The 25,414-nt window shown below is 63.6% G+C and carries 24 protein-coding genes; 8 read left to right on the plus strand and 16 right to left on the minus strand.

Features of this window, described 5'->3' with window-relative positions; translation table 11 throughout:
• Nucleotides 1-133: 133 nt before the first annotated feature.
• The 5 genes from iolE to BC363_RS05615 form a co-directional block, all read right to left on the minus strand.
• Nucleotides 134-1,033 (minus strand): myo-inosose-2 dehydratase, encoded by a 900-nt coding sequence (iolE, locus tag BC363_RS05595; RefSeq protein WP_065783223.1) that lies wholly within the window; start codon nucleotides 1,031-1,033, stop codon nucleotides 134-136.
• Nucleotides 1,034-1,279: 246 nt separating this feature from the next.
• Nucleotides 1,280-3,133 carry a 3D-(3,5/4)-trihydroxycyclohexane-1,2-dione acylhydrolase (decyclizing) gene (gene iolD, locus BC363_RS05600; protein ID WP_065783224.1) on the minus strand — a complete coding sequence of 618 codons (1,854 nt, stop codon included), beginning with the start codon at nucleotides 3,131-3,133 and terminating at the stop codon, nucleotides 1,280-1,282.
• An 87-nt stretch (nucleotides 3,134-3,220) separates the two neighbouring features.
• The gene (gene iolC / locus BC363_RS05605; RefSeq protein ID WP_065783225.1) at nucleotides 3,221-5,158 is read right to left on the minus strand and encodes a 5-dehydro-2-deoxygluconokinase; all 1,938 of its coding nucleotides are present in this window, start codon (nucleotides 5,156-5,158) and stop codon (nucleotides 3,221-3,223) included.
• Between the two features lie 115 nt (nucleotides 5,159-5,273).
• Entirely contained in the window at nucleotides 5,274-6,137 is an 864-nt protein-coding gene (locus tag BC363_RS05610) for a MurR/RpiR family transcriptional regulator (protein ID WP_065783226.1), read from the minus strand.
• Between the two features lie 116 nt (nucleotides 6,138-6,253).
• Nucleotides 6,254-7,384: a Gfo/Idh/MocA family oxidoreductase gene (locus BC363_RS05615; RefSeq protein ID WP_065783227.1), complete on the minus strand. Its 1,131-nt coding sequence runs from the start codon at nucleotides 7,382-7,384 to the stop codon at nucleotides 6,254-6,256.
• 275 nt (nucleotides 7,385-7,659) lie between these two features.
• Between BC363_RS05615 and BC363_RS05620 the strand changes: the two genes are divergently transcribed.
• Nucleotides 7,660-8,466, plus strand: a complete 807-nt coding sequence (locus tag BC363_RS05620; RefSeq protein ID WP_065783228.1) for a class II glutamine amidotransferase — start codon at nucleotides 7,660-7,662, stop codon at nucleotides 8,464-8,466.
• Between the two features lie 212 nt (nucleotides 8,467-8,678).
• On the opposite strand, the gene coaBC is transcribed toward BC363_RS05620, so the two are convergent.
• Nucleotides 8,679-9,899, minus strand: coding sequence for a bifunctional phosphopantothenoylcysteine decarboxylase/phosphopantothenate--cysteine ligase CoaBC (gene coaBC, locus BC363_RS05625; RefSeq protein WP_065783229.1), 1,221 nt, complete (start codon nucleotides 9,897-9,899; stop codon nucleotides 8,679-8,681).
• Between the two features lie 398 nt (nucleotides 9,900-10,297).
• On the opposite strand from coaBC, the gene BC363_RS05630 reads away from it, so the two are divergent.
• The 3 genes from BC363_RS05630 to BC363_RS05635 all read left to right on the plus strand — a co-directional run bounded on the left by BC363_RS05630 (nucleotide 10,298) and on the right by BC363_RS05635 (nucleotide 12,609).
• Complete coding sequence (locus tag BC363_RS05630) at nucleotides 10,298-10,477, plus strand: hypothetical protein (RefSeq protein ID WP_065783230.1); 180 nt, start codon at nucleotides 10,298-10,300, stop codon at nucleotides 10,475-10,477.
• A gap of 164 nt (nucleotides 10,478-10,641) precedes the next feature.
• On the plus strand, nucleotides 10,642-10,764 hold the full coding sequence (locus BC363_RS36195) for a hypothetical protein (protein ID WP_274533949.1): 123 nt from the start codon (nucleotides 10,642-10,644) through the stop codon (nucleotides 10,762-10,764).
• A 231-nt stretch (nucleotides 10,765-10,995) separates the two neighbouring features.
• The gene (locus BC363_RS05635) at nucleotides 10,996-12,609 is read left to right on the plus strand and encodes an ABC-F family ATP-binding cassette domain-containing protein (RefSeq protein WP_065783231.1); all 1,614 of its coding nucleotides are present in this window, start codon (nucleotides 10,996-10,998) and stop codon (nucleotides 12,607-12,609) included.
• A gap of 37 nt (nucleotides 12,610-12,646) precedes the next feature.
• Here the strand turns inward: BC363_RS05635 and BC363_RS05640 are convergent, their stop codons facing one another.
• The 5 genes from BC363_RS05640 to BC363_RS05660 form a co-directional block, all read right to left on the minus strand.
• A complete protein-coding gene (locus BC363_RS05640; RefSeq protein WP_244519808.1) occupies nucleotides 12,647-13,612 on the minus strand; it encodes a cation transporter in 966 nt (321 codons plus the stop codon).
• Nucleotides 13,613-13,712: 100 nt separating this feature from the next.
• Nucleotides 13,713-15,056, minus strand: coding sequence for an MFS transporter (locus BC363_RS05645; RefSeq protein WP_244519809.1), 1,344 nt, complete (start codon nucleotides 15,054-15,056; stop codon nucleotides 13,713-13,715).
• 206 nt (nucleotides 15,057-15,262) lie between these two features.
• On the minus strand, nucleotides 15,263-15,733 hold the full coding sequence (locus BC363_RS05650; RefSeq protein ID WP_065783233.1) for a nucleoside deaminase: 471 nt from the start codon (nucleotides 15,731-15,733) through the stop codon (nucleotides 15,263-15,265).
• Between the two features lie 14 nt (nucleotides 15,734-15,747).
• Nucleotides 15,748-16,341, minus strand: a complete 594-nt coding sequence (locus BC363_RS05655) for an ankyrin repeat domain-containing protein (protein WP_065783335.1) — start codon at nucleotides 16,339-16,341, stop codon at nucleotides 15,748-15,750.
• 260 nt (nucleotides 16,342-16,601) lie between these two features.
• Nucleotides 16,602-17,090, minus strand: a complete 489-nt coding sequence (locus BC363_RS05660; protein WP_065783234.1) for a heme-binding protein — start codon at nucleotides 17,088-17,090, stop codon at nucleotides 16,602-16,604.
• A gap of 131 nt (nucleotides 17,091-17,221) precedes the next feature.
• On the opposite strand from BC363_RS05660, the gene BC363_RS05665 reads away from it, so the two are divergent.
• The gene (locus BC363_RS05665) at nucleotides 17,222-18,082 is read left to right on the plus strand and encodes a LysR substrate-binding domain-containing protein (RefSeq protein ID WP_065783235.1); all 861 of its coding nucleotides are present in this window, start codon (nucleotides 17,222-17,224) and stop codon (nucleotides 18,080-18,082) included.
• A gap of 9 nt (nucleotides 18,083-18,091) precedes the next feature.
• Here BC363_RS05665 and BC363_RS05670 read toward each other — a convergent pair whose 3' ends face one another.
• From BC363_RS05670 to ubiE, 5 genes are all read right to left on the minus strand, one after another.
• On the minus strand, nucleotides 18,092-18,871 hold the full coding sequence (locus BC363_RS05670) for an SDR family oxidoreductase (RefSeq protein WP_065783236.1): 780 nt from the start codon (nucleotides 18,869-18,871) through the stop codon (nucleotides 18,092-18,094).
• Nucleotides 18,872-19,158: 287 nt separating this feature from the next.
• Nucleotides 19,159-19,416: a hypothetical protein gene (locus BC363_RS05675; RefSeq protein ID WP_065783237.1), complete on the minus strand. Its 258-nt coding sequence runs from the start codon at nucleotides 19,414-19,416 to the stop codon at nucleotides 19,159-19,161.
• 168 nt (nucleotides 19,417-19,584) lie between these two features.
• A complete protein-coding gene (locus BC363_RS05680; protein ID WP_065783238.1) occupies nucleotides 19,585-20,094 on the minus strand; it encodes a GNAT family N-acetyltransferase in 510 nt (169 codons plus the stop codon).
• Nucleotides 20,095-20,318: 224 nt separating this feature from the next.
• Nucleotides 20,319-21,893: a 2-polyprenylphenol 6-hydroxylase gene (gene ubiB / locus BC363_RS05685; protein ID WP_065783239.1), complete on the minus strand. Its 1,575-nt coding sequence runs from the start codon at nucleotides 21,891-21,893 to the stop codon at nucleotides 20,319-20,321.
• Between the two features lie 4 nt (nucleotides 21,894-21,897).
• A complete protein-coding gene (gene ubiE / locus BC363_RS05690) occupies nucleotides 21,898-22,674 on the minus strand; it encodes a bifunctional demethylmenaquinone methyltransferase/2-methoxy-6-polyprenyl-1,4-benzoquinol methylase UbiE (RefSeq protein WP_065783240.1) in 777 nt (258 codons plus the stop codon).
• 173 nt (nucleotides 22,675-22,847) lie between these two features.
• Between ubiE and mutM the strand changes: the two genes are divergently transcribed.
• The 3 genes from mutM to rpsT all read left to right on the plus strand — a co-directional run bounded on the left by mutM (nucleotide 22,848) and on the right by rpsT (nucleotide 25,024).
• Complete coding sequence (gene mutM / locus BC363_RS05695) at nucleotides 22,848-23,738, plus strand: bifunctional DNA-formamidopyrimidine glycosylase/DNA-(apurinic or apyrimidinic site) lyase (RefSeq protein WP_065783241.1); 891 nt, start codon at nucleotides 22,848-22,850, stop codon at nucleotides 23,736-23,738.
• 53 nt (nucleotides 23,739-23,791) lie between these two features.
• Nucleotides 23,792-24,565 (plus strand): enoyl-CoA hydratase, encoded by a 774-nt coding sequence (locus BC363_RS05700; protein WP_065783336.1) that lies wholly within the window; start codon nucleotides 23,792-23,794, stop codon nucleotides 24,563-24,565.
• Between the two features lie 192 nt (nucleotides 24,566-24,757).
• Nucleotides 24,758-25,024 carry a 30S ribosomal protein S20 gene (gene rpsT / locus BC363_RS05705; protein WP_053248916.1) on the plus strand — a complete coding sequence of 89 codons (267 nt, stop codon included), beginning with the start codon at nucleotides 24,758-24,760 and terminating at the stop codon, nucleotides 25,022-25,024.
• Nucleotides 25,025-25,414: the final 390 nt, after the last annotated feature.

The raw sequence follows: 25,414 nt of genomic DNA on the forward strand, positions 1-25,414 counted from the left end.
AGTTGCTGCATAATTTTGTCCTTAAATCGATTCCGATTTAAGGAATTATGCAGTAGCCGCATATCCCTTCCCCCCGCAAGCGGGGAGAAGGTGGCGGCAGCCGGATGAGGGGCCGCCAACGGTCGATAGGCGCTTACTTATCGAGCCCGGCTTCCCTGGCAAACGCCTTCAGCGATTTCAGCCCCAGCGACTGGTACTCGAAGGGATTGCGCACGGCCGAATCCTGTTCCGCCTCGATCACCAGCCAGCCATCGTAGTTGTGCTCGGCGGCGATTTTCAGGACGGAGAGGAAATCGACGCCGCCTTCGTTATCGCCTGGGACGGTGAAGACGCCGCGGCGCACGCCTTCAAGAAAGGAGAGGCCTTCACCCTCGACGACCTTGCGCACCGCGGTGCGCACGTTCTTGCAATGGATATGGCGGACGCGGTGCATGTATTTCTTCGCGACTTCGGCCGGGTCGGAACCGCCGAACCAGGCATGGCCGGTGTCGAGCAAAAGTTTGGTCGCCGGACCGGTGTTCTGCATCAACAGGTCGATTTCCGCGCCGGTCTGGACGATCGTGCCCATGTGGTGATGGTAGGCGAGATCGATGCCCTGATCGGCGCAATATTGCGCAATCGCTTCGAGGTCGGCGCCGAATTTCTTCCACTGGTCCGCCGGCAGCACCGGCTTGTCGTTGGCCACCGATTTCGTGTCGTCGCCATGGATGGCGTTCGAGGTTTCGCAGACGATCGCCACCTTGCAGCCATTGTGCTTCAGGAGGTCGAGATGCGGCTGGATCGCCTTCTTCTCCGCTTCGACGTCATGAGTGAGCAGGTTGGTCGAGTGCCAGCCGGAGACGAAGACGAGGTCGTAGGAGGCAAGCTTTGCCTTCAGCGCTTCCGGATCGCTCGGCATCTTGTGGCCCTTCTCGATGCCGTCGAAGCCGATCTTCTGGCAATCGGAGAGGCAATCCTCGAGCGTCAGATGCGCGCCGATCGAATGATCGTCGTCGTTGCTCCAGGCGATCGGATTGGTTCCGTAGCGGATCATGTCTTTCACTTTCTCTTGCGTCGTCCGCTTGGGGCGGAAGGTTTGTTGTGTCCTACTCGTGCGGCAAGGGGGGGGCGACCAAGGCCCCTCATCCGGCTGCCGCCACCTTCTCCCCGCTTACGGGGAGAAGGGATGTGCCGCGCCCTGCGAAATCCCCTCTCCCCGCTCGCGGGGAGAGGGCTAGGGTGAGGGGCTCGTTCGCAGAAAAGCGCCTGCGATGGATCGCAGGCGCCGGATTGCTTGTTCTCAGCCGAAGCGCTGGGAGGTGAGAGCCTTTTCGTAGCCCTTGCGGGCCTCGTTGACTTCCTTTCGTCCCGAAACCTCGGGGACGGCGACATCCCACCAGTGACCGCCCTCGTCGGTGGTAACAAGCGGATCGGTGTCGATGACGATCACGGTGGTGCGGGCTTCGCCGGCCGTTTCCTTCAGCGCCGATTCCAGTTCGGAAATCGAGCCGACCTTGCGGGTGAGGGCGCCCATCGCTGCGGCATGGGCGGCGAAATCGATCGCCGGCAGTTCGACATGATGCGTGTCGCGCAGGAGGTTGTTGAAGTTGGCGCCGCCGGTTGCCATCTGCAGCCGGTTGATGCAGCCGTAGCCGGCATTGTCGAGCAGCACGATGGTGATCTTGGCGCCGAGCATGATCGACGAGGCGATCTCGGAGTTCAGCATCATGTAGCTGCCGTCGCCGACCATGACGATGACGTCGCTGTCAGGACGGGCGAGCTTGGCGCCGAGGCCGCCGGCGACTTCATAACCCATGGTCGAAAAGCCGTATTCCATGTGGTAGCCGCCGGGCGTCTCCGCCTGCCAGAGCTTGTGCAGCTCGCCGGGCAGACCGCCCGCGGCGCAGACGAGGACCGTCTCGGCTCCGCCGCGCGCACGCTGCACGGCGCCGATCACCTGCGCGTCCGACGGCAGCGCCGCATTGCTCGTCGCCGTTGCCTTGTCGGCGGCCTTCAGCCACTCGGCCTTGCCGGCCCTGGCCTTGTCGGTCCAGGCGGCATCGACCTTGTGATTGCCGAGGCCGGCGGAAATCCGTTCGAGACCGATGCGCGCGTCCGCCACCAGCGGCAGCGCCTCATGCTTGGCCGCATCGAACGGCTGGACATTGAGGCCGACGATCTTCAGCCCCTCGTTCTTGAACAGCGCCCAGGAGCCGGTGGTGAAATCCTGCAGCCGCGAGCCGACGGCGAGCACGACGTCGGCCGTTTCCGCCAGCTGGTTAGAGGCAGACGTGCCGGTCACGCCGACCGAACCCATGTTGAGCGGATGACTGTGCGGCAGGGAGGACTTGCCGGCCTGCGTCTCGACAACCGGAATGCCGTGCTTTTCCGCAAAGGTGGCAAGCGCCTTGCTGGCTTCCGAATAGAGCACGCCGCCGCCGGCAATGATCACCGGCTTCTTGGCCGCCTTCACCGCCGCGATCGCTGCCGCCAGTTCGTCGGCATCGGGCTCGATGCGGCGCGAAGACCAGACCTTCTCGTCGAAGAAGGCTTCCGGATAGTCATAGGCTTCCGCCTGCACGTCCTGGCAAAGCGAGAGCGTAACCGGGCCGCAATCGGCCGGATCCGTCAAAACCTGCATGGCCCGACGCAGCGCCGGGATGATCTGTTCCGGCCGGGTGATGCGGTCGAAATAGCGCGAGACCGGACGGAAGCAGTCGTTGGCCGAGATCGTGCCGTCGGCAAAACCTTCCACCTGCTGCAGCACCGGATCGGGCCTTCTGTTGGCGAAGACATCGCCGGGCAGGAACAGCACCGGCAGGCGGTTGACGTGGGCAAGGGCTGCTGATGTCACCATGTTGAGGGCGCCCGGGCCGATCGAGGTGGTGCAGGCCATGAAGCGGCGGCGGAAGCTCGCCTTGGCAAAGGCGATCGCGGCATTGGCCATGCCCTGCTCGTTCTGCCCGCGGTAGGTCTGCAGCGTGTCCTTGATGCCGTGCAACGCCTCGCCGACGCCGGCGACATTGCCGTGGCCGAAAATAGCAAAGACGCCGCCGAAGATCGGCACCTTGTTGCCGTCGATGACGGTCATCTGGCGGGTCAGGAACCGCGCCACGGCCTGTGCCATGGTCAGGCGCACGGTCTTCTGGCTCATAGTCTGTTTCCTCCTCGTGGCGAAATCATCCCGTTTCGCCCACTGCATATTTCCTTAGATCGGATTCGGGCCAACAACCCGCCAATCCTATGCCGCCTTGGTTGCGCCCAGCTGCAGCCAGAGATCCACCAGCGCCTTGAATTTTCCTGCCATGTCGGCGATCGCCTGCTCGTCGGTCATGGTGCCGCCGAGCCAGGCCTTGCTGGCATCGGCAAAGATCGTGCGGCCAACGGCAAAACCCTTCACCGTCTTCGACGTGCGGGCCGCCGCAAAACCGTCCTTCAGCGCCTCATAGGGCGCTTCGAGGCCGAGCAGCACGACACCACGGCAGAGCGGATCGCGCTGTTCGATGACGGCATCGATTGCCGTCCAGGCGCCACGACTTGCCTGCGGCTCGAGCTTCCACCAGTCGGGCTTGAGGCCGGCGTCGTAAAGCTCGTTGAGCGCGCGCGGGATGGTCTGGTCGTCGAGTTTGCCGTGTTTGCCGGCGATGATCTCGATCAGGATCTCGCGGCCGACCTTACGCGCCGCCTCGAAGGCCGAACGGAGCTTGGCAACCTGCGTCGCCTTCATCTCGGCCGGGTCGTCCGGATGGTAGAAGGACAGCACCTTGATGCAGTGGTCGACGGGCCAGTCGATCAGGCGGCTGCCGAGATCCTGGCTGAACTCGAACTGCAGCGGCCGCGAGCCCGGAAGCTCGATCGGCTTGCCGATCCAGAAGTCGCGGTGGGCGCCGGCGGCATAAAGCGCGTCGCGGCCGTACTTGTCGTCGATCAGCATGCCGAAGCCGGAACGGCCGGCGGCCACCTGCGCCGCGGCCTTGACCGCCAGCACCTTGAAGGCCGGGATGCGGGCAAGCAGTTCCGGATTGCCGGCGGCCGCATCTTCCAGCTGGCTGCGGTGATCGATCGCCAGCGCCATGAGAAGCGGGATCTCGCGGCGACGGGTCGTTGCCCAGTGCACGTGGTTGATCGCTTCGTCCTTGCGCAGCGCCCGCTCCTTGCTGCCTTTTTCCAGGAAGAACTGCAGTTCGGTCCAGGTCGGGATTTCCGGCGCGCAGAGCAGCCGGGAAACGGCGAACGCGCCGCAGGCATTCGCCCAGGTGGCCGAGGTCGCGTGCGGTTCGTTCTTCAGCCAGCCGCGCAGGAAACCGGACATGAAGGCGTCGCCGGCACCGAGCACGTTGTAGACTTCGATCGGAAAACCCTTGCCGACGATGCCGTCCTCGAGATTGTCGGAGATCGGGCCGTCATAGACGATGCAGCCCATCGGGCCGCGCTTCAACACGATCGTCGCCTGCGACAGCGCCCGGATCGTCTTCAGCGCCTGCAGCAGGTCGCTTTCGCCCGATGCGATCAGCACCTCCTCCTCCGTGCCGACGATCAGGTCGCAGTCTGCAAGAACGGTCTTGAGGTGAGCCGAGACGCGGTCGGAAGCGATGTAGCGGCTTTCGCCGGCGTCATGACCGGCCAGACCCCAGAGGTTCGGGCGATAGTCGATGTCGAAGACGATCTTCGCGCCATTTTCCTTGGCAAGGCGCATCGCCTTGCGCTGGGCCGCATCGGTGTTCGGCTTGGAAAAGTGCGTGCCGGAAACCAGGATCGCCCGTGCCGAGCGAATGAACTCCTCCGCAACGTCGTCTTCGCATAGCGCATTGTCGGCGCAGTTGTCGCGGTAGAACAGGAGCGGGAAGGATTTGTCGTTCTCGACCGCGAGGATGGCAAGCGCCGTCAGGCGCTCCGGGTCGGTGACCATGCCGCGGGTTTCAACGCCCTCGCGGGTCAATTGCTCACGGATGAAACGGCCCATCTGCTCGTCGCCGACGCGGGTTAAAAGCGCCGACTTCAGCCCGAGGCGCGCCGTGCCGACGGAGATGTTGCAGGGGCAGCCGCCGACCGATTTGGCAAAGCTCGCCACGTCCTCGAGCCGGGTGCCGATCTGCTGGCCGTAAAGGTCGACCGAGGCCCGGCCTATGGTAATGAGGTCGAGCGGCTTTGCTCCCTGTGACGAAACGTTCTGGCTCACTGCTTCCTCCCCGCGGACGCCTTTGCGGCCCCGATCATTCTCGTTCTGTGGGTGATGCAGACATGAAACATAAATTCCGACACTTCGTCAATATGGAATTTTCATTCTATCAGTTCTATTCCGCCTTGGCCTCGTCGATCAGGCGGTGTCGCTTCTCGGCAATGGCGACCGTCAGCGCCATGGCGAAGGCCATGCTGGCGGAAAGCGAGCGGAAGCCGGCATGGTCCGCCTCGACCAGTTCGAACCAGACCTTTGAGGATTCGGCCAGCGGCGAGAACGCCGAATCGGTCAGCGACACCACCGGCACCTTGCGCTCGGCGAGCAGCCGCGCTTGGGCGGCACTTTCGGAGGCATAGGGCGAGAAGCTGACCGCAAACGCGGCGTCGTTCTTGCCGGCCATCGCCAGCATGTCGTCGTCGATGCCGGCGGCGGTGCCGACCAGCTGATACTTCACCCTCAGCTTGCCGAAGGCATAGGCCATGTAGCTGGAGATCGGATAGGAGCGGCGCTTGGCGATCAGATAGATCGTCTCGGCCTTGGCGAGGATATCGACGGCCCGCTCAAAGGCTTCCGGGTCGACCGAGGTTGCGATGTTGTCGAGCGATCGGTGGGCGGCGGCCACGAAACCGTTGAAGATCGAGCCGCTCTCGAGTTTGCTGTGTTCGTTCTCGCTGAGCGCCTTCAGCCGGTCCTCGTAGCCGGGCGTGCGCTCGCGCAGGCGGGCACGGAAAATCTGCTGCAGGCTGGAGAAACCCTCGAAGCCGAAGTGCTGGGCAAAGCGCACCAGGGTCGACGGCTGGACGTCGGCCGAGGTGGCGATGCTTGCGGCGGTGCCGAAGGCGATCTCGTCGGGATTGTCGAGCGAATAGGCGGCGACCTGCTTCAACCGTTTCGGCAGTTGTGCCTTCCGCTCCAGAATAACCGCCTTCAGCGCTTCGAAATCCTGCGGGACCTCCGTCGTCGTTTCAGGCGTTGCCATTCTTGTCCGTCTCCAGTCTGATCGTGTTGCGTTATGACCTCACATTAATCGATTAGCGACCGCTGGCATAGAACAGGCGTTCCATTTTCTGCCGTCTTTTCCATTCCGCCCTTTGGTCAGCCGATCTGGACCCATTCGTTGGTCTTTGCCGACTGATAGGTGGCCGAGAGGACCTTCTGTACCTCAAAGCCCTCGCGGAAATCGGTCGATGGCGATTTGCCCTTGGCGATCGCCTCCAGGAACTCGTTGACCTCGATGGCCTTCAGATCGTTGAAGCCGATCTGGTGGCCGGGTGCCACGCAGAAGGCGCCATAGGGCGGATGCTCGGGCCCGGCCCAGATGGTGCGGAAACCGCGGGTGCGGATATCGTCGCCGGTGTAATAGACGCGGATCTCGTTCAGGCGCTCCTGGGTGAAGACGATGCTGCCCTTGGAGCCGTAGATCTCGAAATCATGCTGCATCTTGCGGCCGGTGGCGATCCAGTTTGCTTCGAAGCTGCCGGTCGCGCCGTTTTCGAAGCGCACGAAGGCGCGGGTGATGTCGTCGACCTCGACGGCATGCATCTCGGTTGCTCCGCGCGAGACGGGACGTTGCGGGATCTGGATGATGGTTTCGGCCAGCACCGACCTGATCGGCCCGACCAGATGACGCATGGAGGCGATAATGTGGCTGCCGATATCGGCAAGTGCTCCGCCGCCGCTTGCCGGGTTCAGCCGCCAGCCCCACGGCACGGAGGCATCGGCCATGAAGTCTTCGGCATGGACGCCGCGCATGGAGCGGATCTCGCCGATCTCGCCGCTTTCGATGATGTCCTTGGCAAGGAAGATCAGCGGGTTCTTCAGGTAGTTGAAACCGACCTGGGTGATGACGCCGGCCTTTTCCGCAGCCGCGACCATCTCGGCGCAATCAGCGACCGTCGGTGCCAGCGGCTTTTCGCAATAGACATGTTTGCCATGGGCGATGGCCGCCAGCGCCATCTCCTTGTGCAGCAGGTTCGGCGTGGTGATGTCGATGATGTCGATGTCGGGATCGGTCAACAGTTCGCGCCAGTCCGTCGTCGCCTTGCGAAAGCCGAGACGCCGGCGCGCGTTTTCCGCGCTTTCGGTGGTCACGTCGGCAACCGAAACCAGGTCGAGCTCGAAGGGCAGGTCGAACACCCGCGCGGCGATGGTGAAGCCGAGCGCGTGCGCCTTGCCCATGAAGCCCGTGCCGATCAGGCCGACGCCCAGTTTTTTCTTGCTGCTCATGCCATTCCTCCGGGTCAATGACCTGTGTTGTGGCGCAGAATGAAATGAAATGTGCAACATTTGTCAATATGGAATATTTGTTCGAAAAGCCATCGAGGCCCTGAACGCCTTTGGCCTATGTGTCGGTCGAAGTCGTTCGGTCGGTCGGTCGGATTAGCGTGCCCGTAGACCCTGGATGAATTTGTTAACGCATTTTTACCATGTTTCGTCGGAACATCCCTCATGGTTAACGAATCGCATCCGTATGAACGGGGCGAAGCCGGAGTGATTTCAGCATGTGCCGCTGGGCAGCCTATCGCGGGGAGCCGCTCTATCTCGAGGAACTGGTGACCTCTCCGGCGCACTCGCTGATCGAGCAGTCCCATTGCGCCACCCGCGCAAAGACGGCGACCAACGGCGACGGCTTCGGCATCGCCTGGTACGGCGATCACCCCGAACCCGGGCGCTACCGCGACATTCTTCCCGCCTGGTCCGACTGCAACCTGAAGAGCATCGCCCGGCAGATCCGCTCGCCGCTGTTCCTTGCCCATGTGCGCGCCGCGACCGGCGGCGGCACGCGACGCGACAACTGTCATCCCTTCGTCTTCGGCCGCTGGTCCTTCATGCACAACGGCCAGATCGGCGACTTCGAGCATTTGCGCCGGCCGATGGAGAGCATGCTCGACAACGATCTCTACTCGGCACGCACCGGCACGACGGATTCCGAACTTTTGTTCCTGCTCGCCATGCAGTTTGGCCTCGACCACAATCCGCTCGGCGCGATTGCCGAGGCGCTCGCCTTCGTCGAACAATTGGCATCGCATCTGGAGCGCCAGGTTCTGGTGCGCTTCACTGCCGCCTTTTCCGACGGCCACGATCTCTATGCGGTGCGCTATGCCTCGGACTGGAAGGCGCCGACGCTCTATGCGGCGCCGATGGGTCCGAGCGGCGGCTACTGTCTTGTCTCCGAACCGCTCAACGACGACGACAGCGCCTGGGTCGAGATCCCTGACGGCACGGCGGTGATCGTCGGCGAAAACGGCGTCGACGTTCGGCTGTTCTCGACTCAAGGGACGCCGGTGCGCAAGCATCGTTCGGCCTGAGCTGTTGCTTTCCGGATATCGCTGAGCAGTGACCAGCCCCTCATCCGGCTGCCGCCACCTTCTCCCCGTTTTGACGGGGAGAAGGAACGACGCTGCACTCACCCGCTCCTATCTGTTTGCTGCGAATGCTTCGCTCTCGCAGGGCAAGTCCCCTCGCCCCGCTTGCGGGGAGAGGGTTAGGGTGAGGGGCTTTTGCCCAATTGGGCGTTCGATCAGCCCCGTTCTTTTCGCTCCAGCTCGGCGGCGATCAGCGCCGCCAGCTTTTCGGCAACCGCTTCCTTGTCCATCTCCGGCCAGTCGTCGTTGCCGTCGGCCGAGATCAGCTTCACCCGGTTGCGATCGCCGCCCATGATGCCGGTCGCCGGCGAAACGTCGTTGGCGAGAATATAGTCGGCGCCCTTGCGTTCGAGCTTGGAGCGACCGTTGTCGGCGACATTTTCCGTCTCGGCGGCAAAGCCGACCACCAGCTTCGGCCGGTCGGCATGGTGGCCAACGGTCTTGAGGATGTCGGGGTTCTCGGCCAGTTGGAGCGGCGGCGGCGCTTCGCCCGGCTTCTTCTTGATCTTGTTGCCGGCGGCACTTGCCACCCGCCAATCGGCAACGGCCGCCACCATCACCGCGACGTCGGCGGGAAGGGCGGCGAGCACCGCGTCACGCATTTCCTCGGCGCGCTCCACATGGACCACCTTCACCCCCGATGGGTCGGGGATCGTCACCGGGCCGGAAACCAGCGTCACCTCCGCACCCAGCTTGGCAAGTGCCGTGGCAATGGCGTGGCCTTGTTTACCCGAGGAGCGGTTGGCGATGTAGCGTACCGGGTCGATCGGCTCATGCGTCGGGCCCGATGTAACGACCGCCTTGCGGCCGGCAAGCGGCTTCGGGCCGCCGGAAAGCAGGCCTTCGACGGCAGCGACGATCGCCAGCGGCTCGCTCATCCGACCATCTCCGGCTTCGCCGCTTTCCGCCATTTCGCCAGCTTCCGGGCCGATGAAGCGGATGCCGTCTGAGGCGAGCGTCGCGCGGTTGCGCCGGGTCGCCGGATGCGCCCACATCTTCGGGTTCATGGCCGGCGCGACCAGCACCGGACGGTCGGTCGCCAGCAGGATGGTCGAGGCAAGATCGTCGGCATGGCCGTTCGCCATCTTCGCCATCAGGTCGGCAGTAGCCGGGGCGACGACGATGAGATCGCATTCGCGCGCCAGCCGGATATGGCCGACGTCCTGCTCGTCCTCGCGCGAAAACAGGTCGAGATAGACATGCGAGGCGGAAAGCGCACCGACGGCAAGCGGCGTCACGAACTGCTGTGCGCCGGCCGTCATGACGGGGCGGATGCTGGCGCCGCGCTCGCGCAGGCGGCGGATGAGGTCAAGGCTCTTATAGGCCGCGATGCCGCCGGAGATGATCAGGAGAATGCGCTTGCCCGACAGTGTCATCGCGTTTCGGCCCTGCGGCCGCCTTCTTCGCCGGAGCTTTTTCCGGTCCAGCCATGTTGTTCGACGGCATCCTTTCCGACGGGCTCGCCGGCGGAGGGACACGGTTGGCCGCGACCCTACTTGAGCGCTTCATCGGGCGCAACGTGTCTGGCCGAACCCGGCAATAACGGGCGTGGCAGCGAGGACGCCGCATGCACGGCGAGGCATGGGGCAAGCATTGCACGGTGGCGGCAGATCATGCAATCCCGATGGCGCGCTGGCTGCGTTCGCTTCGAGCGGCGAATATCCCTTGGTATCTCGTAGCCGAAGGCGCATAGTACCGGCATCATCGACCGATCGAACGGGCGTCGGTGGCTGAGAGATCGTTACGCTTTCGCCCCAACAGAGGAGATCGCGTGATGCACCCCATCGATGGATTTCGGGGGCGACCGATCCTTCCCAAGGAATTCCCGATGATTGCCGATGTGTTTCGCGATGCCGCTCGGGTGCGATACCCGGCGCTCGACCGCGAAGAGGGCGAGGCGATCCTGGCCCGGCTCATGGACTTGCACCACAGCTGTATTGAAAGTCGGCTGTAGGGAGTGGTCTTCGGATCTGGCATCCTCAACCGTCAAAGCGCGCCGTAGGAGCCGCTGCGGATTTGTGCACGGCCGGCACAGCGCACCTCACAAGACGACACGCAGGCGATCGCGTGGCCACGGCTCCAATGGCCGTTCGACATTTCGACGCCAGGGAGAATGCCATGCTTCATACCTTCGCAAGGTGTATTCGCCGCCATGACTACACGCTCGCGGCAATCAAGATGTCGCTCGTCCTGTCCCTGCTGATGATCGCGCTGATCACGCTGCACGGCCTCGTGTGGTAGTCGCCCAAAGGCGGCGCAACCCACCCGTGACGGGGCGCTCACGCGGGCGGGCCGTCCACGCCGTTCTTTCCAGTCCCCTCTCCAATCGGCCAGAGCCGAACGCCTTGCCTTGAAGAAAACACGATCGGTGCTATCTTCGCGCCGATAGAAATTACGGCAGGATACACGCATCGATGGATTTCCACCTGACAGCAAAGCCCACTCATTTTGCCATCGGGGAAATCCGTATCCATGCCTGTTTCGATCTCACTCTCCCATCTCAGCTGGTCCACGCCTGACGGCCGCGGCCTCTTTTCCGATCTGAACCTGACGTTCGGCCCTGGCCGCTCTGGCCTTGTCGGGCGCAATGGCGTCGGCAAAAGCACGCTGCTGAAACTGATTGCCGGCACGCTCCGGCCGCAGGCCGGCACCGTCTCGCTCGGCGGCAGCCTCGGCATTCTGCGCCAGACGGTGCAGGTCGGCGAACAGGAGACCATCGCCGAACTCTTCGGCATTGCCGATGCCCTGGCACTGTTGCGCCGCGCGGAGGAAGGCAGCGCCAGCATTGATGAGTTGTCGATCGCCGACTGGACGCTGGAGGCGCGGCTGGCCGCCGCACTCGCCCGCCTCGGGTTGGAGGCGGAGGCACAGACGCTGCTTTCTTCGCTTTCCGGCGGGCAGCTGACCCGCACCAAGCTGGCGGCGCTGGTTATTGCTGATCCCGATTTCATTCTGCTCGACGAACCCACCAACAATCTCGATCGCGCCGGACGCGAGGCGGTGATCGAGCTGATGGCGAACTGGCGTGGCGGTGCCGTCGTCGTCAGCCATGACCGCGAGTTGCTGGACAGGATGGATTCGATCGTGGAACTCACCTCTCTCGGCGCCACCAGCTATGGCGGCAACTGGAGCCACTATCGCGAGCGCAAGGCGATCGAGCTCGCCTCCGCCCGGCATGATCTTGCCGACGCGGAGCGGCGCCTTGCCGAGGTCGACCGCAACACGCAGGAGACCGCGGAGCGAAAGGCCCGCAAGGATAGCGCCGGCCGCCGGAAACGCGCCAAGGGCGACCAGCCGCTACTGTTGCTGGATGCAAAGAAGGAACGCAGCGAAAAGACGGGCGGCGACAATGCGCGCCTTGCCGAACGTCGACGTGACCAGGCGCTCGGCGATCTCGCCACAGCCCGTGAGCGCATCGAGGTCCCCCAGCCGTTTTCGGTCCGGCTGCCTTCGACCGGGCTGCCGCCCGGCCGCATCGTTCTGCAGGTCGATGATGTCAGCGCCGGCTATGTCCCGGGCCGCCCTGTACTCGCCAACCTGTCCCTGACGATCGCCGGCCCGGAGCGGATGGCGATCACCGGGCGCAACGGCTCGGGCAAGACGACGTTTCTGTCGCTGATGTCAGGCAAGCTCGCTCCCTGGTCGGGCCAGGTGCGGGTTCTGGCTGATTTCACCATGCTGGATCAGCAGGTGAGCCTGCTCGATCCGGAGGTCTCGATCCGCGACAACTTCCGCCGGCTCAATCCCGGAGCAGGCGAAAATGCCTGCCGGGCGGCGCTCGCGCGGTTCATGTTCCGCGCCGACGCTGCCCTTCAGCGCGTTTCCAGTCTCAGCGGCGGGCAGATGCTGCGGGCCGGTCTTGCCTGCGTCATCGGCGGCGAAAGCCCGCCAGCGCTCCTGATCCTCGACGAGCCGACCAACCATCTCGACATCGATTCCATCGAGGCGGTGGAGGCGGGGCTGCGGGCCTTTGACGGTGCGCTCATTGTCGTCAGCCACGACGAGGCGTTTCTGGAGGCGATCGGGATAACGCGCCGGGTCGATCTGTCCGAGCCGTCGAAAGGCCGTCGCTCGACGGCGCGTTAGAAAGAGACGGTTTCGGGCGGCATGCCGATGGTGGGGGTTACTGCGCCCATTTGACGTCGCCGGTGAAGGCGATCGTCAGCCAGCGGTCGCGTCCCGCTTCGCCGATTTCCGCGCCGATCTCGGCGCGGATCGCATCGAGGCTGGAAAGTGTGTCCACCCGGGTTTCGGCCGATCCGATCAGGTGGATCTCGATCAGCCGTGCCCTGCCGACCTTGGCGACATAGGTGCGGTAATCGGAAAAGCCGTGGCGGGTGGCGGCGTTGCGTGCGGCTTCGCGCACCTTTTCGTCCAGCTCGGCCGGGGCGACCAGGAAGATTTCCTTCAATGCGGCATAGACCGTCTTCAGCGGAAGCGGGATCAGGCAAAGCGTCAGGACGACCAGGATTGCCGGGTCGGCATAGGGCGTCCAGCCTTCATAGGCGGTACCCTTCAGCATTGCGGCGACCACAAAGGCGACGAGCAGGGCTGCGGTGATCGTGCCCGACATCGCCCAGGCGCGCACGTCCAGAGCCAGGAACGCCGAGCCGATCGAACGGTTTGCCCGCCGACCGTAGAGGAACATCACGACGCAGATGACGACGACCACGGCGGCATAGGCGATCGCCCAGTCGAAGGCGAGTTCGCGACCGCCCGACAGCAGCGAGTCGACGGCGTTGATCAGCGCATAGAAAGAGAGCGTGGCGAGCAGGCCGGCGTTGAACAGCAGGACCATCGGCTCGATATGCCAGAAGCCCATCTGAAAGCGGCTGCTTTCCCTCGGGATCAGCCTTGTGACGCCCAGCGCGAGCAGCGTCATGGCCGCGTCGACGGCAGAAAACACCCCGTCAAACACGATCGACACCGATCCGGACAACAGGCCGAAGAGCACGCCTGTCGCACCGACGACGATGGTTGCGGCGATCGATCGCTTGAGGACTGTTTGTTCGGTGACGGTGATCACGCAGATGCGGGATGGTAGCGCTTCCGGCTGGGAAGCAAAAGCGACGGGAGCGCCGCCCTGCACTCACCTTGTCTGGCGCCAGGGACGCGATAGAGCAGCCCACGCGTGGACGACTACGAACGGGAATGCCGCCGCTTGCGTGGGTCAGTGTCGCCTTCCGGCCTTAAGCGAATTGACCGAGGCGTAGGAGATCCTCGCTGATGGCGCTGCCGTCAAGCGCGTCGGCACGTGCTGCTTGCGGGCGAGGCGGCGGCATGGAATTGCCGATCGCAAACAGAAGCGCGCTTGCCGCGGAAAGCAGTGCGAACAGCAGGAACATGCCGGTGCCGCCGATCGCACCAAGCGCAAGGCCGCCGATGAGCGGCCCGAGGAAATTGCCGACCGAAGACAGCGAATGCGCGCCGAAATAGGTGCCGCGGTTGCCGGCGTTCGAAATACCGTCGACCAGCACATATTCTGAGGGCACGACGAGCACCTCGCCGATCGTGAAGAGGATCATCGAGGCGACCAGCATTTCCATGCCGGACGAAACTGCAAACCCGATTTCACCCAGCAGGAACAGCAGGCAGCCGAGCGATAGCGCCCGCAGTGCGCCGATCCTTTCGATCACGAAGCGGGCAGGCGTGCTGGCAATCAGCACCGTTGCGGCGTTGGTCGAGACAAGGAGGGCGAAGAGGGTGACGCCATCTTCGAAGCCGGTGTTGAGGTATTGCGACAAGGTCACCGACCACTGACCGTGCACGGCCAAAAGCAGGGTACCGCCGATGACGAAGAAGACCAGTCGGCGGTCGCGCAGGGCGGCGACAAGCCCGCGCCAGTCGCCGGCAGCACGCGATGCCGCACCAGTCTCTTCTACCTGCCTGCTGCTTGCTTCGGGCACAGTGAAGAACAGCACGAGGCCGAAGGCGGCGTGCATCATGCCGGCAATGACGAACAGCGTCGAATAGGCGGTGCCGACCCATACGCCAATCAACGGCCCGATGGCCCAACCGGCATTGATCGCGAGATAGCGCCAGGAAAACACGCGCAGGCGCAGATGCGCCGGCGCGGCATCGCTCATCAATGCGCGCGAAACCGGCTCATAGACGGCGGCCGCGACGGCAGAGACGATATGCGCCAGCGCGAAGGCGGAAATCGACTGTGCCAGTCCGAGCCCGGCCAGTGCCAGTCCGGCCATGAAAAGCGCTGCGGTCAGCACGCCCTTTCGACCGATCCGATCGGAGAGGGTTCCGGCAAACGGACTGACGATCGCACCGAGCAGCGGGCCGGCGCCAATCAAGGCGCCGATGCCTGCCGGACCCAAGCCGAAATCGCGCTGCAGGCGGATCGCGAGGAAGGTGAGACTCATGCCCTTGGCGATGGTCACCACGCCGGAACCGGCGATGAGAAGCAGCGCAATCAGACGGCCCGCGCGTTCGGAATAGGCATTCATCGAAGACACCTGCAGGCTGGAGCCGCCGATGTTCGATGTGGAACGCTGGGCGGCAAAGAGGGAGGGAAATCTCACCTTGGCGATTACAGCCGTCGCGTGTGCGCGGCAAGAGCGTGGTTGTCGGGCAACCATCGTCCGGCGTGAGCAGACGGTTTGTCCTGATATCCCATTCGCCTCTGCCGCGCCGGTTCGCCCGGCGGAAAATATCAACGGCGGCCACTGCCCTGGCCGCCGCAGGGGTCTGACAGTAGGTGGCCGAGCTGATCGGTATCGGCCGCCGGTCAGTCCTTTTTCTGCTGTTGCTGCCATGCCCCATAGAGCGGTGTCGCATCGGTCTCGTCGACCGGCACGTGGCGGAAGCGCATGGACTGCTCGTCCAACGGTTTTGCCAGTTCGGCATAGATCGCCGCCGTCGACAGGCCGTAGGGTTCGGCGTCGGCATTCGAGTGGGCGTAGGCGATCTCGGTGATGCCGGCCATGCGCATGGCCGCAAGGCACATCGGGCAGGGCTGGCCGCTGGCATAGATCGCAACGCCGTCAAGACGGGGAGAGCCGAGGCGCTTTGCCGCCAGGCGAAGAGCGTTCATCTCGGCATGCGATGTCGGGTCGCCGGTTTCAAGTATCTGGTTGACGCCGCCAGCGATCACCTCGCCGTTTCGAACGGCGACCGCGCCGAAGGGGCGGCCACCGTTTTCGATGTTGGCGCGGGCAAGGGCGACGGCCTCGCGGAGAAAACGTTTTTCCTTTTCCATGTCCCCTCCGGTTTTCAACGGGCGCCGGCGGCGACGAGCAGCTTTTCGATTCCGCCGTAGCCGCGCTGCCGGGCGTGGTTGAGCGGGCTAACGCCCTCGCCATCGGCAAGATTGACGTTCGCGCCAGCGTCGATCAGCAACCGGACGATCTCCGTGTGCTTTTCGCCGCCGGTACCCAGGATGATGGCCTCGATCAGCGCCGTCCAGCCGAGCCGATTGACGTGATCGACATCGACGCCGGCCTCGATCAGCGTCTTCACGGTCTCGACGTGGCCGCGTTCGGCCGCGGGGATCAGCGCCGTGCCGCCGTAACGGTTGGTGCTTTTCAGGTCGGCGCCGCTGGCAAGCGTCAGTTTCAGGATTTCGAGATGGCCGCGCGCGCCGGCATAAAGGTATGGACTGTCCTGGATCCTGTCCTTCGCATTGACATCTGCGCCGGCGTCGATGAGCGCGCGTGCCGCGTCGATGTGGTTCTCATGCGTGGCGATGAGCAAGGCGGTCGCGCCGTTTTCGTCGCGCGCGTCGAGCGTTGCTCCGCGCTTGATCAATTCACGCAGTTCGGCGGCATTGCCGGCTTCGGCAGCGGCAATCATTTCCTTTTCAAGCATGGCGGCTCCAGCAGAGGCGGGAAGAAGGGCTGAGGCGAACAGTGCAGCCCCGAGCAGCCACCCGATCGATGGTGGTTTCATGGTCCTCGTTCCGTTCGTGCGGTCGGCCAGGCGCATGTTGCCCGACCGACCGAAGTGCATAGTTCCTGAGATCGGCGCCGACCCAGGCACAAGATTATGCAGCAGGTTTCAGGCGCGACAGCGCCCTTCGCGCGTCATGACCGACGCGGGGGCGCTGCAGCGGATTCCGGTCTCAACCGTTACTTGAGCTGATCCTTGACCTTTTCAAGGGCCGAAAGGGCGCAGGCCTCATCGAGGTTGCCGCCCGGCGCGCCGCCGACGCCGATGGCGCCGATCGTCTCGTCGCCGGCCTTGATCGGCACGCCGCCTGCAAGCACCAGGAAACCGTCGATCGAGGTGAGTTCGGCGGCAGCCGGGTTCTTCTGGATGTTCTCGGCCATCTTGCTGGTCGGCGTGCGCGACGAGGCGGACGTGAAGGCCTTGGCACGGGCGGCATCGACGGTGTGCGGGCCGGCGCGATCGGCGCGCTGCAGGGCGCGCAGGACACCGGCGCGGTCGACCACGGCTGCCGTCACGTTGTACTTGTCGGCCGCGCAGGCTTCGACCGCGTGGCTGGCGATCGAAACGGCGAGATCGAGCGGCATGTTGCGCTCCTGCAGCAGGTCGGCTGCGGCCGGAGCGGCAAGGCCAAGTACGGCGGCAAAGGCAAGGGTGGTCTGGTATTTCATGATCGGGTCCTTCCGATGTGGCATGTCGCCGGACGTGTCCCGCGCCCGGCATGGTCCCCTCTTCGGCGCGGACCATAGGGGGTCGACTTTCCATCTGGAAATTAAATGTATGGATGCTAATAAGTCGAATTATGAATAGTTCTCTTTTCGATCTGGATCTGCTGCGCGCCTTTGTGGTGGTGGCCGATTGCCAAGGGTTCACGGCCGCGGCCGCAAGGCTGCATTCCACGCAATCGACAGTCAGTCAGAAGGTGTTGCGCCTCGAGGATCTGGCAGGCCACCGTCTGTTCGAGCGCAGCCACCGGCAGGTGCGCCTGACGGAGGCCGGCGAACAATTGATCGGCTATGCCAGGCGCATGCTGGCATTGAACGCGGAGGCACAGGAGCTTCTTTCCGGTGCCTCGGTGGCCGCCGCCTTGCGCCTTGGCCTGCCGGAGGACTTTGCCGCAGGGCGAACGACCCGCATGCTGGCGGATTTTGCCCGGGTGCATGGCGATGTGAAGCTCGAAGTGACGAGCGGCCTCAGTCGCGATCTGCGGGCACTCTATGAGCGCGGCGAGCTGGATGTCGTCGTCGTCAAGCAGCGCCGCAGCACCGGCGAAGCCGTCAGGCGCTGGGCCGAAACCCTGTGCTGGATCGACAGCGCCGCCTATCCGACGCTTGATGCCGAGCCCTTGCCGCTCGTCGTCTTTCCGCCGCGCGGTCTTTACCGGGACGACATGGTTGCGGCGCTGGAAGCAGGCGGCCGGCGTTGGCGCATCAGCTATACCAGCTCCAGCCTCGCCAGCATCCAGGCGGCTGTCGCCGATGGCCTCGGCGTCAGCCTGCTGCCGTCGCGCGTCGTCAACGATCGCCACCGCATCGTCAAGCCGAAGGACGGACTTCCGGCGATCGAGACGATGGAGATCGCACTCCATCATCGTCCGGAGGCGGGTCCGCTGGTGATCGCGCTGGCGAGCGATCTCGCAAAACTGATCGGCGAAGGCGGTTGATGCCGTGCCTCAGAGCATCGAGCGGCTGAGGCCGCCGTCGACGGGAAGCGCCACGCCGGTGACATAGGCCGCGGGCCTGCCAGCCAGAAATGCAGCGGCAGCGCCGAATTCCGCCGGCGTTCCGTAGCGGCCGATCGGAATATCCGCCTGGCTGCGCGCGGCAATCGTCGCGATGTCGACCCCTTCGCTCTCGGCATCCATGCGGTCGAAGCTCAAGGTACGGTCGGTCGCCAGCCGCCCCGGCAACAGCATGTTGACGGTCACGCCATCGGCCGCGACTTCGCCGGCAAGTGTCTTCAGCCAGCCGGCAACGGCACTTCGAAGCGCGTTGGAGGCGGTCAGGCCCGGGATCGGTTCGCGGATGCTGGTCGAGGCGACGGCGATGATGCGGCCAAAACCACGCTCCCTCATGCCGGGCAGGACCCGGCCGGTGATGCGCATGCCGGCCAGAACCATGGTCTCGAACTGCGTCCGCCAGAAATCCGGTTCGATCGCCGACGCAAGCGACGGCGGCGGTCCGCCGCCGTTGAGGACGAGAATGTCGATCGCGCCGAAATCGGTTGCGAGCCGATCGAGCAACGCATCAAGGCTCTCGGGTCTGGAGAGATCGAGTGCAAAACCGCGGGCGCTCGGGCTGATCTCGGCCGAGACCTTTTCGGCGGAGGCACTGTCGCGACCGGTCAGAGCGACGGCAACGCCTTCGGCCGCGAGCGCTTCGGCAATGCCGCGTCCAAGCCCCTTGCTGCCGCCGAGCACGAGTGCCTTTTTCCCTGTGATGCCGAGGTCCATGGCTGTGTTCCTTCCCATGCGATTTCCGTTGTTGCTTTTGGAGCCCGGCGGCGACGCGGCGTCAATGGGGTAGGTGGATGGGGGGCGGCAAATCGGAGGGAAGATGACGAGGACCGGACGTTACAGCGCCGCGCGTCAAACATGACGCGCTAAGGACGCTGTAACACTTTAAACTTGCTGCATAATTTGATCCTTAAATCGATTCCGATTTAAGGAATTATGCAGTAAAAAGCCCGGCCGGAAACCAACCGGGCTTCGTGCCCCTCGCCCCTTGCCCCTTGCCGCCGTTAGCGGCAGACGCGGATACGCTCGTAATAGACGTTGCCGTAATGATCGTAACGCCTGACCTTCTTGATGAAGCAATAGGGCCGATACTCGTAGTAGCCGCCGCCATAATAGCCGTCGACATAACCGATCTGGCCGCGCCAGCCATGGCCGTAGTAGCCGTTGCTGAAGCCGATCGTTACGCCGCCAGCCTGCGATGGCGCGGCAAAGGAAACGGCTGCGGTGATTGCGACGGCCGCTGCGATGATGATCTTGCGCATGGTGTTCTCTCCTCCGGTGATTGGGATGAACTCCCGTCATCCATGAGGAGAAGATCGCATGGGGCCGACATATTCGCAGTTCCGAATGGAACATGGGTTGCAGGCGGCGGCAGAATTGCAAGTTCTGCTGCCGCCTGCTCACCACTTGGACGCACCGTCCGGTCGCGGTCAGGCACGAATGCGGGCCATCGCCAGGACGTCGGCAAGCACGCCGTTGCGCAGCGCATAGGCCCTGTGCGTGCCTTCGGGTTCGAAGCCGGTCTTGCGATATAGCGCGATCGCCGCCTCGTTGTCGGTGAAGACGGTCAGCTCGATGCGGCTGATGCCGAGCCAGTTGTCGGCAGCATCGATCAGCGATGTAAGCAACGCCTTACCGATGCCTTCGCCACGATGGTTGTCATCGACGCTGATCCCGAGCATGGCGGAGTGACGCCTGCGCCCCTTGTTGCGATGGAGACCGGCCATGCCGACAATTCGGCCGTCGCGCTCGGCAACGATCACCGTGTCGTCCTCCGACAGGCCCTCCATCCACTTGCGTGTCTGCTCCGGGGTCGAATAGGGCAGTCTGAGCGTGCCGGAGCGGATGCCCGGCTGGCTCATCAGCGCGGCGATCGCTTCCCAATCGACGATGCGCGCCGCTCGGATCTTGAGTATCGGGGAGGTGTTGGCTTCGGTCATTGTTTCCTCTCTGGCTCTTGGGCCTCCGAGGAAACAGGACCAAACCCTGCTCGCCTCGGCAGGGTTGGTCGGGGGACAGTCCGCTTAACGCACGTGGTCTCCCGCACACCCCAGGGTATGCGTGCAAAGCACCAATGCGAGCATCGAACGATTGTCCATGCCGGAACGATAACAAGCGGGAGTGGAATTGCAAGCCGGTTTCGCGACCCGAATGCAGATGGCGCTCAGGTCACCTGCCAGGCGATGTAGATCAGCGTGGCGGCGATCAACCACAGCGCCACACGGCCGGAACGCGTGTGGCGTGCCTCGGCCTTGCCGATGGCATGCGCCGTCTCGGCATCGAAGCGCAGGCCGTTTTCGCCCATGGCCATGATTTCGCTGGAGAATTTTTCCGTGCGGGCAGCGATTTCCGGCACCGCTTCCGCCAGCCGAAGCGCCGCATGCAGGCCGTCGCGCAGATCGGTGACGATGCGCTTCGGCCCGAGATTGTCGCGGATCCACTTGCCGACGACGGGCTCGGAGGCCTTCCACATGTTGAAACGCGGATTGAGCGTGCGGGCGACGCCCTCGACGACGACCATGGTCTTTTGCAGCATGACGAGCTCCGGCCGTGTCTGCATGTCGAAGAGTTCGGTCACTTCGAACAGCAGGGTCAGCAGCTTCGCCATCGAAATGGTTTCCGCCGGCTGGCCGTGGATCGGCTCGCCGATGGCGCGGATCGCCTGGGCGAAGCTTGCCGCGTCGTGATGCGCGGGCACGTAGCCCGCCTCGAAATGCACATCGGCGACGCGCTGGTAGTCCCGGGTGATGAAGCCGAACAGGATTTCCGCGAGGAAACGGCGTTCCTTCCTGCCGAGGCGGCCGACGATGCCCATGTCGACGGCAACGATATGGCCGGCATCGTCGACGAAAAGGTTGCCCTGGTGCATGTCGGCATGGAAAAAGCCGTCGCGTAGCGTGTGGCGCAGGAACGACTGGATGAGCGTTTCGGCCAGCGTATTGAGGTTGTGGCCGGCGGCTTTCAGTCCGTCGATGTCCGACATCTTGACGCCGTCGATCCATTCCATGGTGACGACATCGCGGCCGGTTCGTTCCCAGTCGACCTTCGGCACGCGGAAGCCGGAATCGTCCTTGGTGTTCTCGCCAAGCTCGGAAAGCGCTGCCGCCTCGAGCCGAAGATCCATTTCGACTTTGGTCGTCTGCTCGATCGTCTTGGTGACTTCGACCGGCTTCAGTCGCCGCGTATAGGGCAGGAAACGCTCCTGCATGTGGCTGACGAGATACATCGCCTCGATGTCGGAGGCGAAGCGCTGACGAATGCCGGGACGGATGACCTTGACTGCGACCTTCTCGGGCTTGCCGTCGCGCATGACGACGGCGGGATGCACCTGGGCGATCGAGGCGGCCGCCATCGGCTCGGAAAATTCAGCGTAGAGGTCGTCGACCTTACGGCCGAGCGACCCTTCGATCGCGGCCTTGGCCGCGCTTTGCGGGAAGGTCGCCATGCGGTCCTGCAGAAGCGACAGGTCGGCGGCAAACTCCGCGCCGACCACGTCGGGACGGGTTGCCAGGAACTGGCCGATCTTCACATAGGAGGGCCCGAGACGGGCAACGGCGCGCGACAGCCGGTCGCTGCGCTCCTCGCCGGCCACCTTGCGGCGGGCGAAAAGTCCAGCTGCCTTCTGGGCGAAGCGGGCAAAGGGCGGCAGGTGTTCGGCCGGGATCGCGGAGACGACGCCTTCGCGCACAAGAACCCAGCCGATCCGCGTCAGGCGGACATATGCTCCAGCTGTACTCATAAGATCAGATTTTCCAGCCGGAATGCAGCGCTGCGATGCCGCCGGTGTAATTGGTGAAGGAGACACGGGAGAAGCCGGCCTCCTTGATCATGGCGGCAAAATCGCGCTGGTTCGGGAACTTGCGGATCGATTCCACCAGATACTGATAGGGCGCCTCGTCGCCGGTGATGAGCTTGCCGAACTTCGGGATCGCGTTGAACGACCAGGCGTCGTAGAAGCGGTCGAGAAGCGGCATCTCCACTTCGGAGAATTCGAGCACCAGCAGACGGCCGCCGCGCTTCAGCACACGATAGGCTTCCTTCAGCGCGACATCGATGCGCGGCACGTTGCGGATGCCGAAGGCGATGGTATAGGCGTCGAAGGAATTCGCCTCGAACGGCAGTTCTTCGGCATTGGCCTCGACGAAATCGAGGTTGGCCGAGAGCTTCTTCTTTTCTGCCCGCTCTGCACCGACGGCGAGCATCGAGCCGTTGATGTCGAGAACGGTCGAATGCGCCTTGCGGTCGGAGGCTTCGATGATGCGGAAGGCGATATCGCCGGTGCCGCCGGCAACGTCGAGCGTTCTGTAGCCCTCGCGGCGCGGCGGATTGAGCGCGGCGATCATCGCATCCTTCCAGGCGCGGTGCAGCCCGGCCGACATCACGTCGTTCATGATGTCGTAGCGCTTGGCCACCTTGTGGAAGACGTCGTTGACGAGCGGCTGCTTTTCGCCCGTACCGACGTTGCGGAAACCGAAGGAGGTTTCCATGCCGCCATTGGCCGATACCCGCTGATCCGTCATACGAAGAACTCCACCTGAACCAATTTTGCCGGCACCATAGCGAAATCGCCCGGCCCGCGCTATCTCGGGGACGGGGCCATGGCTGCGGCATAGCGCACCCTATAGGATAAGTAGGCCGCCAAGGAAATGCCAACCGCCGGGCTTGTGGTGGTTAAGAAAGAAGGAGACGACGCATGCCGGAATTGCCGGAGGTCGAAACGGTCAAGCGGGGTCTGGCGCCGACGATGGAAGGGGCGTCTATCGTCAATGCCGAGCTGCGTCGGCCAGACCTGCGTTTTCCCTTTCCAGCCAATTTTACGGCAACCGTTACCGGCCAGCGCATCGTCTCGCTGTCGCGCCGAGCGAAATACCTGATGATCGATCTCGAAGCCGGCGACGTCATCATTGCCCATCTCGGCATGTCGGGCTCGTTCCGCATCGAACAGGGTGCGCTGCCGGCCACGCCGGGCGAGTTTCACCATCCGCGCGGCAAGGATGAAAAACACGATCATGTGATCTTCCATCTCGAAGGTGCCGCCGGCCCGGCCCGCGTCATCTATAACGATCCGCGCCGTTTCGGTTTCATGGATCTGGCCCGCCGCGACACGGTCGCCGCCCATGCCTTCTTCCGCGCGCTCGGGGAGGAGCCGACCGGCAATGCGCTCGACGCCGCCTATCTCGCCGGGCGCTTCGCCGGCAAGGCGCAGCCGCTGAAGGCAGCGCTGCTCGACCAGAAGAATATTGCCGGCCTCGGCAATATATATGTGTGCGAGGCGCTCTGGCGCTCGCGATTGTCGCCGCTGAAGCCGGCCGGCGCGCTCGTCGACAGCCAAGGTGGGGCCAAGCCGGAGCTGCAGGGCCTGACCGTCGCAATCCGCGAGGTCATTGCCGACGCCATCGCCGCGGGCGGCTCGTCGCTCAAGGATCATATCCAGGCCGACGGGTCGCTCGGCTATTTCCAGCATTCCTTTTCCGTCTACGACCGGGAAGGGGAGGCTTGCCGCACGCCGGGTTGCGGCGGTACGGTCGCCCGCATCGTGCAGGCGGGACGCTCGACGTTCCATTGCCCGCGCTGCCAGAAATGAACATCCGGGTCCTGCCGGGCCCGGTCGCTGACACGAATTCGGAGGAGACGACAATGAGTTACGAGACGCTGCTGGTCGAGACGCATGGACGCGTGGGCCTGGTCACGCTCAATCGCCCGCAGGCGCTGAATGCGTTGAACTCGACCGTTATGCGCGAGCTCGCCGCTGTGCTGAAGGCATTCGATGCCGACAAGGAGATCGGCGCCGTCGTCATCACCGGTTCGCAGAAGGCCTTTGCTGCCGGCGCCGACATCAAGGAAATGCAGACGCTCGAATTCGTCGAAAGCTATCTCGGCGATTTCATCGGCGGCTGGGATCAGGTGGCGGCCGCCCGCAAGCCGGTCATTGCGGCCGTTTCCGGCTATGCGCTCGGCGGCGGGTGCGAACTGGCCATGATGTGCGACTTCATCATCGCCTCCGAGACGGCAAAGTTCGGTCAGCCGGAAATCACCCTCGGCGCCATCCCGGGCATGGGCGGGTCGCAGCGTCTCACCCGTGCCGTCGGCAAGGCGAAAGCGATGGATCTGGTGCTGACCGGACGGATGATGGACGCGACCGAGGCGGAACGCGCAGGACTCGTTTCGCGTGTGGTCGCGCCGGAGAAATTGATGGAGGAGGCGCTGGCCGCGGCCGAGAAGATCGCATCGTTCTCGCTGCCGGCGGTGATGATGGCCAAGGAGGCGGTCAATCGCTCGCTGGAGGTTACGCTTGCCGAAGGCCTGCGGTTCGAACGCCGGCTTTTCCATTCGCTCTTTGCCACTGAAGACCAGAAGGAAGGCATGGCCGCCTTTGCGGCGAAGCGCAAGGCGGAGTTCAAACACAGGTAGATCAAGGGGCGACGCGCAGTTTTCTCCAAATTGCGCGTTGACGGGGCGGCCGTTTCTCGCTATATGCCGCCCTCAGTTTGGAACGCCAAATCTGGGCTTTCCGATAATGCTCCCGAATTGCTTTGATGACAGGTCGCAGTGACCCGGCACGGCGAGGGCGGAGTTCATGTCAGTTTTCGAAGAGAGGCATCAATGGCCAATACAACTTCGGCGAAAAAGGCGACCCGCAAGATCGCACGCCGCACTGCAGTGAACAAAGCCCGTCGTTCGCGCGTCCGTAACTTCGTCCGCAAGGTCGAAGAAGCGATCGCAACCGGCGATCAGGCAGTCGCAGCCGCCGCTCTGAAGGCCGCTCAGCCCGAGCTGATGCGCGCTGCCACCAAGGGCGTGCTGCATTCCAACACCGCTTCGCGTAAGGTTTCGCGCCTTGCACAGCGCGTGAAGGCGCTGTCGGCCTAATCCGGCTAATAAAAATCTGTTAATTGAGAGCCCGGCCCTTGCGCCGGGCTTTTCCGATTCATACATGTGTCATGGCGATGGTTAACTTGCGCGACCTTTCTCGTGTCAATGCGATGACAGAGTTTCTCTAGCTATTTCAATCGCTTACGAGAGGTCCTTGGCAAAGGCACGTCTCTGGCTGGGGGTCTTCTGGGCCCGTAATGAGTCAAGCGAATTTTTATTTTTTTTCTTTTTCGCCAGCTAATCAAAGAGCTGAAAATCAAAACCCTTGATTCAAAAGCGATTCTTCCCGGACTCGGATTGCGGCAAGCAAAAGGCGGCATGAGAGTCAACGGGCAGCGCTTAAGGTTGCGTAAAAATCGCGATTGATCTTGCCCATCGATCCTGCCT

This window comes from Ensifer sp. LC384, from assembly GCF_001695865.1.
Lineage (GTDB): Bacteria > Pseudomonadota > Alphaproteobacteria > Rhizobiales > Rhizobiaceae > Ensifer.

Excerpts from the sequence above, each read along its gene's own strand:
- rpsT (WP_053248916.1), top strand. The coding sequence starts at position 24,758 with ATGGCCAATACAACTTCGGCGAAAAAGGCGACCCGCAAGATCGCACGC.
- BC363_RS05610 (WP_065783226.1), bottom strand. The coding sequence starts at position 6,137 with ATGGCAACGCCTGAAACGACGACGGAGGTCCCGCAGGATTTCGAAGCG.
- ubiE (WP_065783240.1), bottom strand. The coding sequence starts at position 22,674 with ATGACGGATCAGCGGGTATCGGCCAATGGCGGCATGGAAACCTCCTTC.
- coaBC (WP_065783229.1), bottom strand. The coding sequence starts at position 9,899 with ATGACACTGTCGGGCAAGCGCATTCTCCTGATCATCTCCGGCGGCATC.
- BC363_RS05670 (WP_065783236.1), bottom strand. The coding sequence starts at position 18,871 with ATGGACCTCGGCATCACAGGGAAAAAGGCACTCGTGCTCGGCGGCAGC.
- BC363_RS05650 (WP_065783233.1), bottom strand. The coding sequence starts at position 15,733 with ATGGAAAAGGAAAAACGTTTTCTCCGCGAGGCCGTCGCCCTTGCCCGC.
- BC363_RS05700 (WP_065783336.1), top strand. The coding sequence starts at position 23,792 with ATGAGTTACGAGACGCTGCTGGTCGAGACGCATGGACGCGTGGGCCTG.
- BC363_RS05615 (WP_065783227.1), bottom strand. The coding sequence starts at position 7,384 with ATGAGCAGCAAGAAAAAACTGGGCGTCGGCCTGATCGGCACGGGCTTC.
- BC363_RS05635 (WP_065783231.1), top strand. The coding sequence starts at position 10,996 with ATGCCTGTTTCGATCTCACTCTCCCATCTCAGCTGGTCCACGCCTGAC.
- BC363_RS05630 (WP_065783230.1), top strand. The coding sequence starts at position 10,298 with ATGCACCCCATCGATGGATTTCGGGGGCGACCGATCCTTCCCAAGGAA.
- ubiB (WP_065783239.1), bottom strand. The coding sequence starts at position 21,893 with ATGAGTACAGCTGGAGCATATGTCCGCCTGACGCGGATCGGCTGGGTT.
- BC363_RS36195 (WP_274533949.1), top strand. The coding sequence starts at position 10,642 with ATGCTTCATACCTTCGCAAGGTGTATTCGCCGCCATGACTACACGCTC.
- BC363_RS05680 (WP_065783238.1), bottom strand. The coding sequence starts at position 20,094 with ATGACCGAAGCCAACACCTCCCCGATACTCAAGATCCGAGCGGCGCGC.
- mutM (WP_065783241.1), top strand. The coding sequence starts at position 22,848 with ATGCCGGAATTGCCGGAGGTCGAAACGGTCAAGCGGGGTCTGGCGCCG.
- BC363_RS05660 (WP_065783234.1), bottom strand. The coding sequence starts at position 17,090 with ATGAAATACCAGACCACCCTTGCCTTTGCCGCCGTACTTGGCCTTGCC.
- BC363_RS05620 (WP_065783228.1), top strand. The coding sequence starts at position 7,660 with ATGTGCCGCTGGGCAGCCTATCGCGGGGAGCCGCTCTATCTCGAGGAA.
- iolD (WP_065783224.1), bottom strand. The coding sequence starts at position 3,133 with ATGAGCCAGAAGACCGTGCGCCTGACCATGGCACAGGCCGTGGCGCGG.
- iolE (WP_065783223.1), bottom strand. The coding sequence starts at position 1,033 with ATGATCCGCTACGGAACCAATCCGATCGCCTGGAGCAACGACGACGAT.
- BC363_RS05655 (WP_065783335.1), bottom strand. The coding sequence starts at position 16,341 with ATGCTTGAAAAGGAAATGATTGCCGCTGCCGAAGCCGGCAATGCCGCC.
- BC363_RS05675 (WP_065783237.1), bottom strand. The coding sequence starts at position 19,416 with ATGCGCAAGATCATCATCGCAGCGGCCGTCGCAATCACCGCAGCCGTT.
- BC363_RS05665 (WP_065783235.1), top strand. The coding sequence starts at position 17,222 with ATGAATAGTTCTCTTTTCGATCTGGATCTGCTGCGCGCCTTTGTGGTG.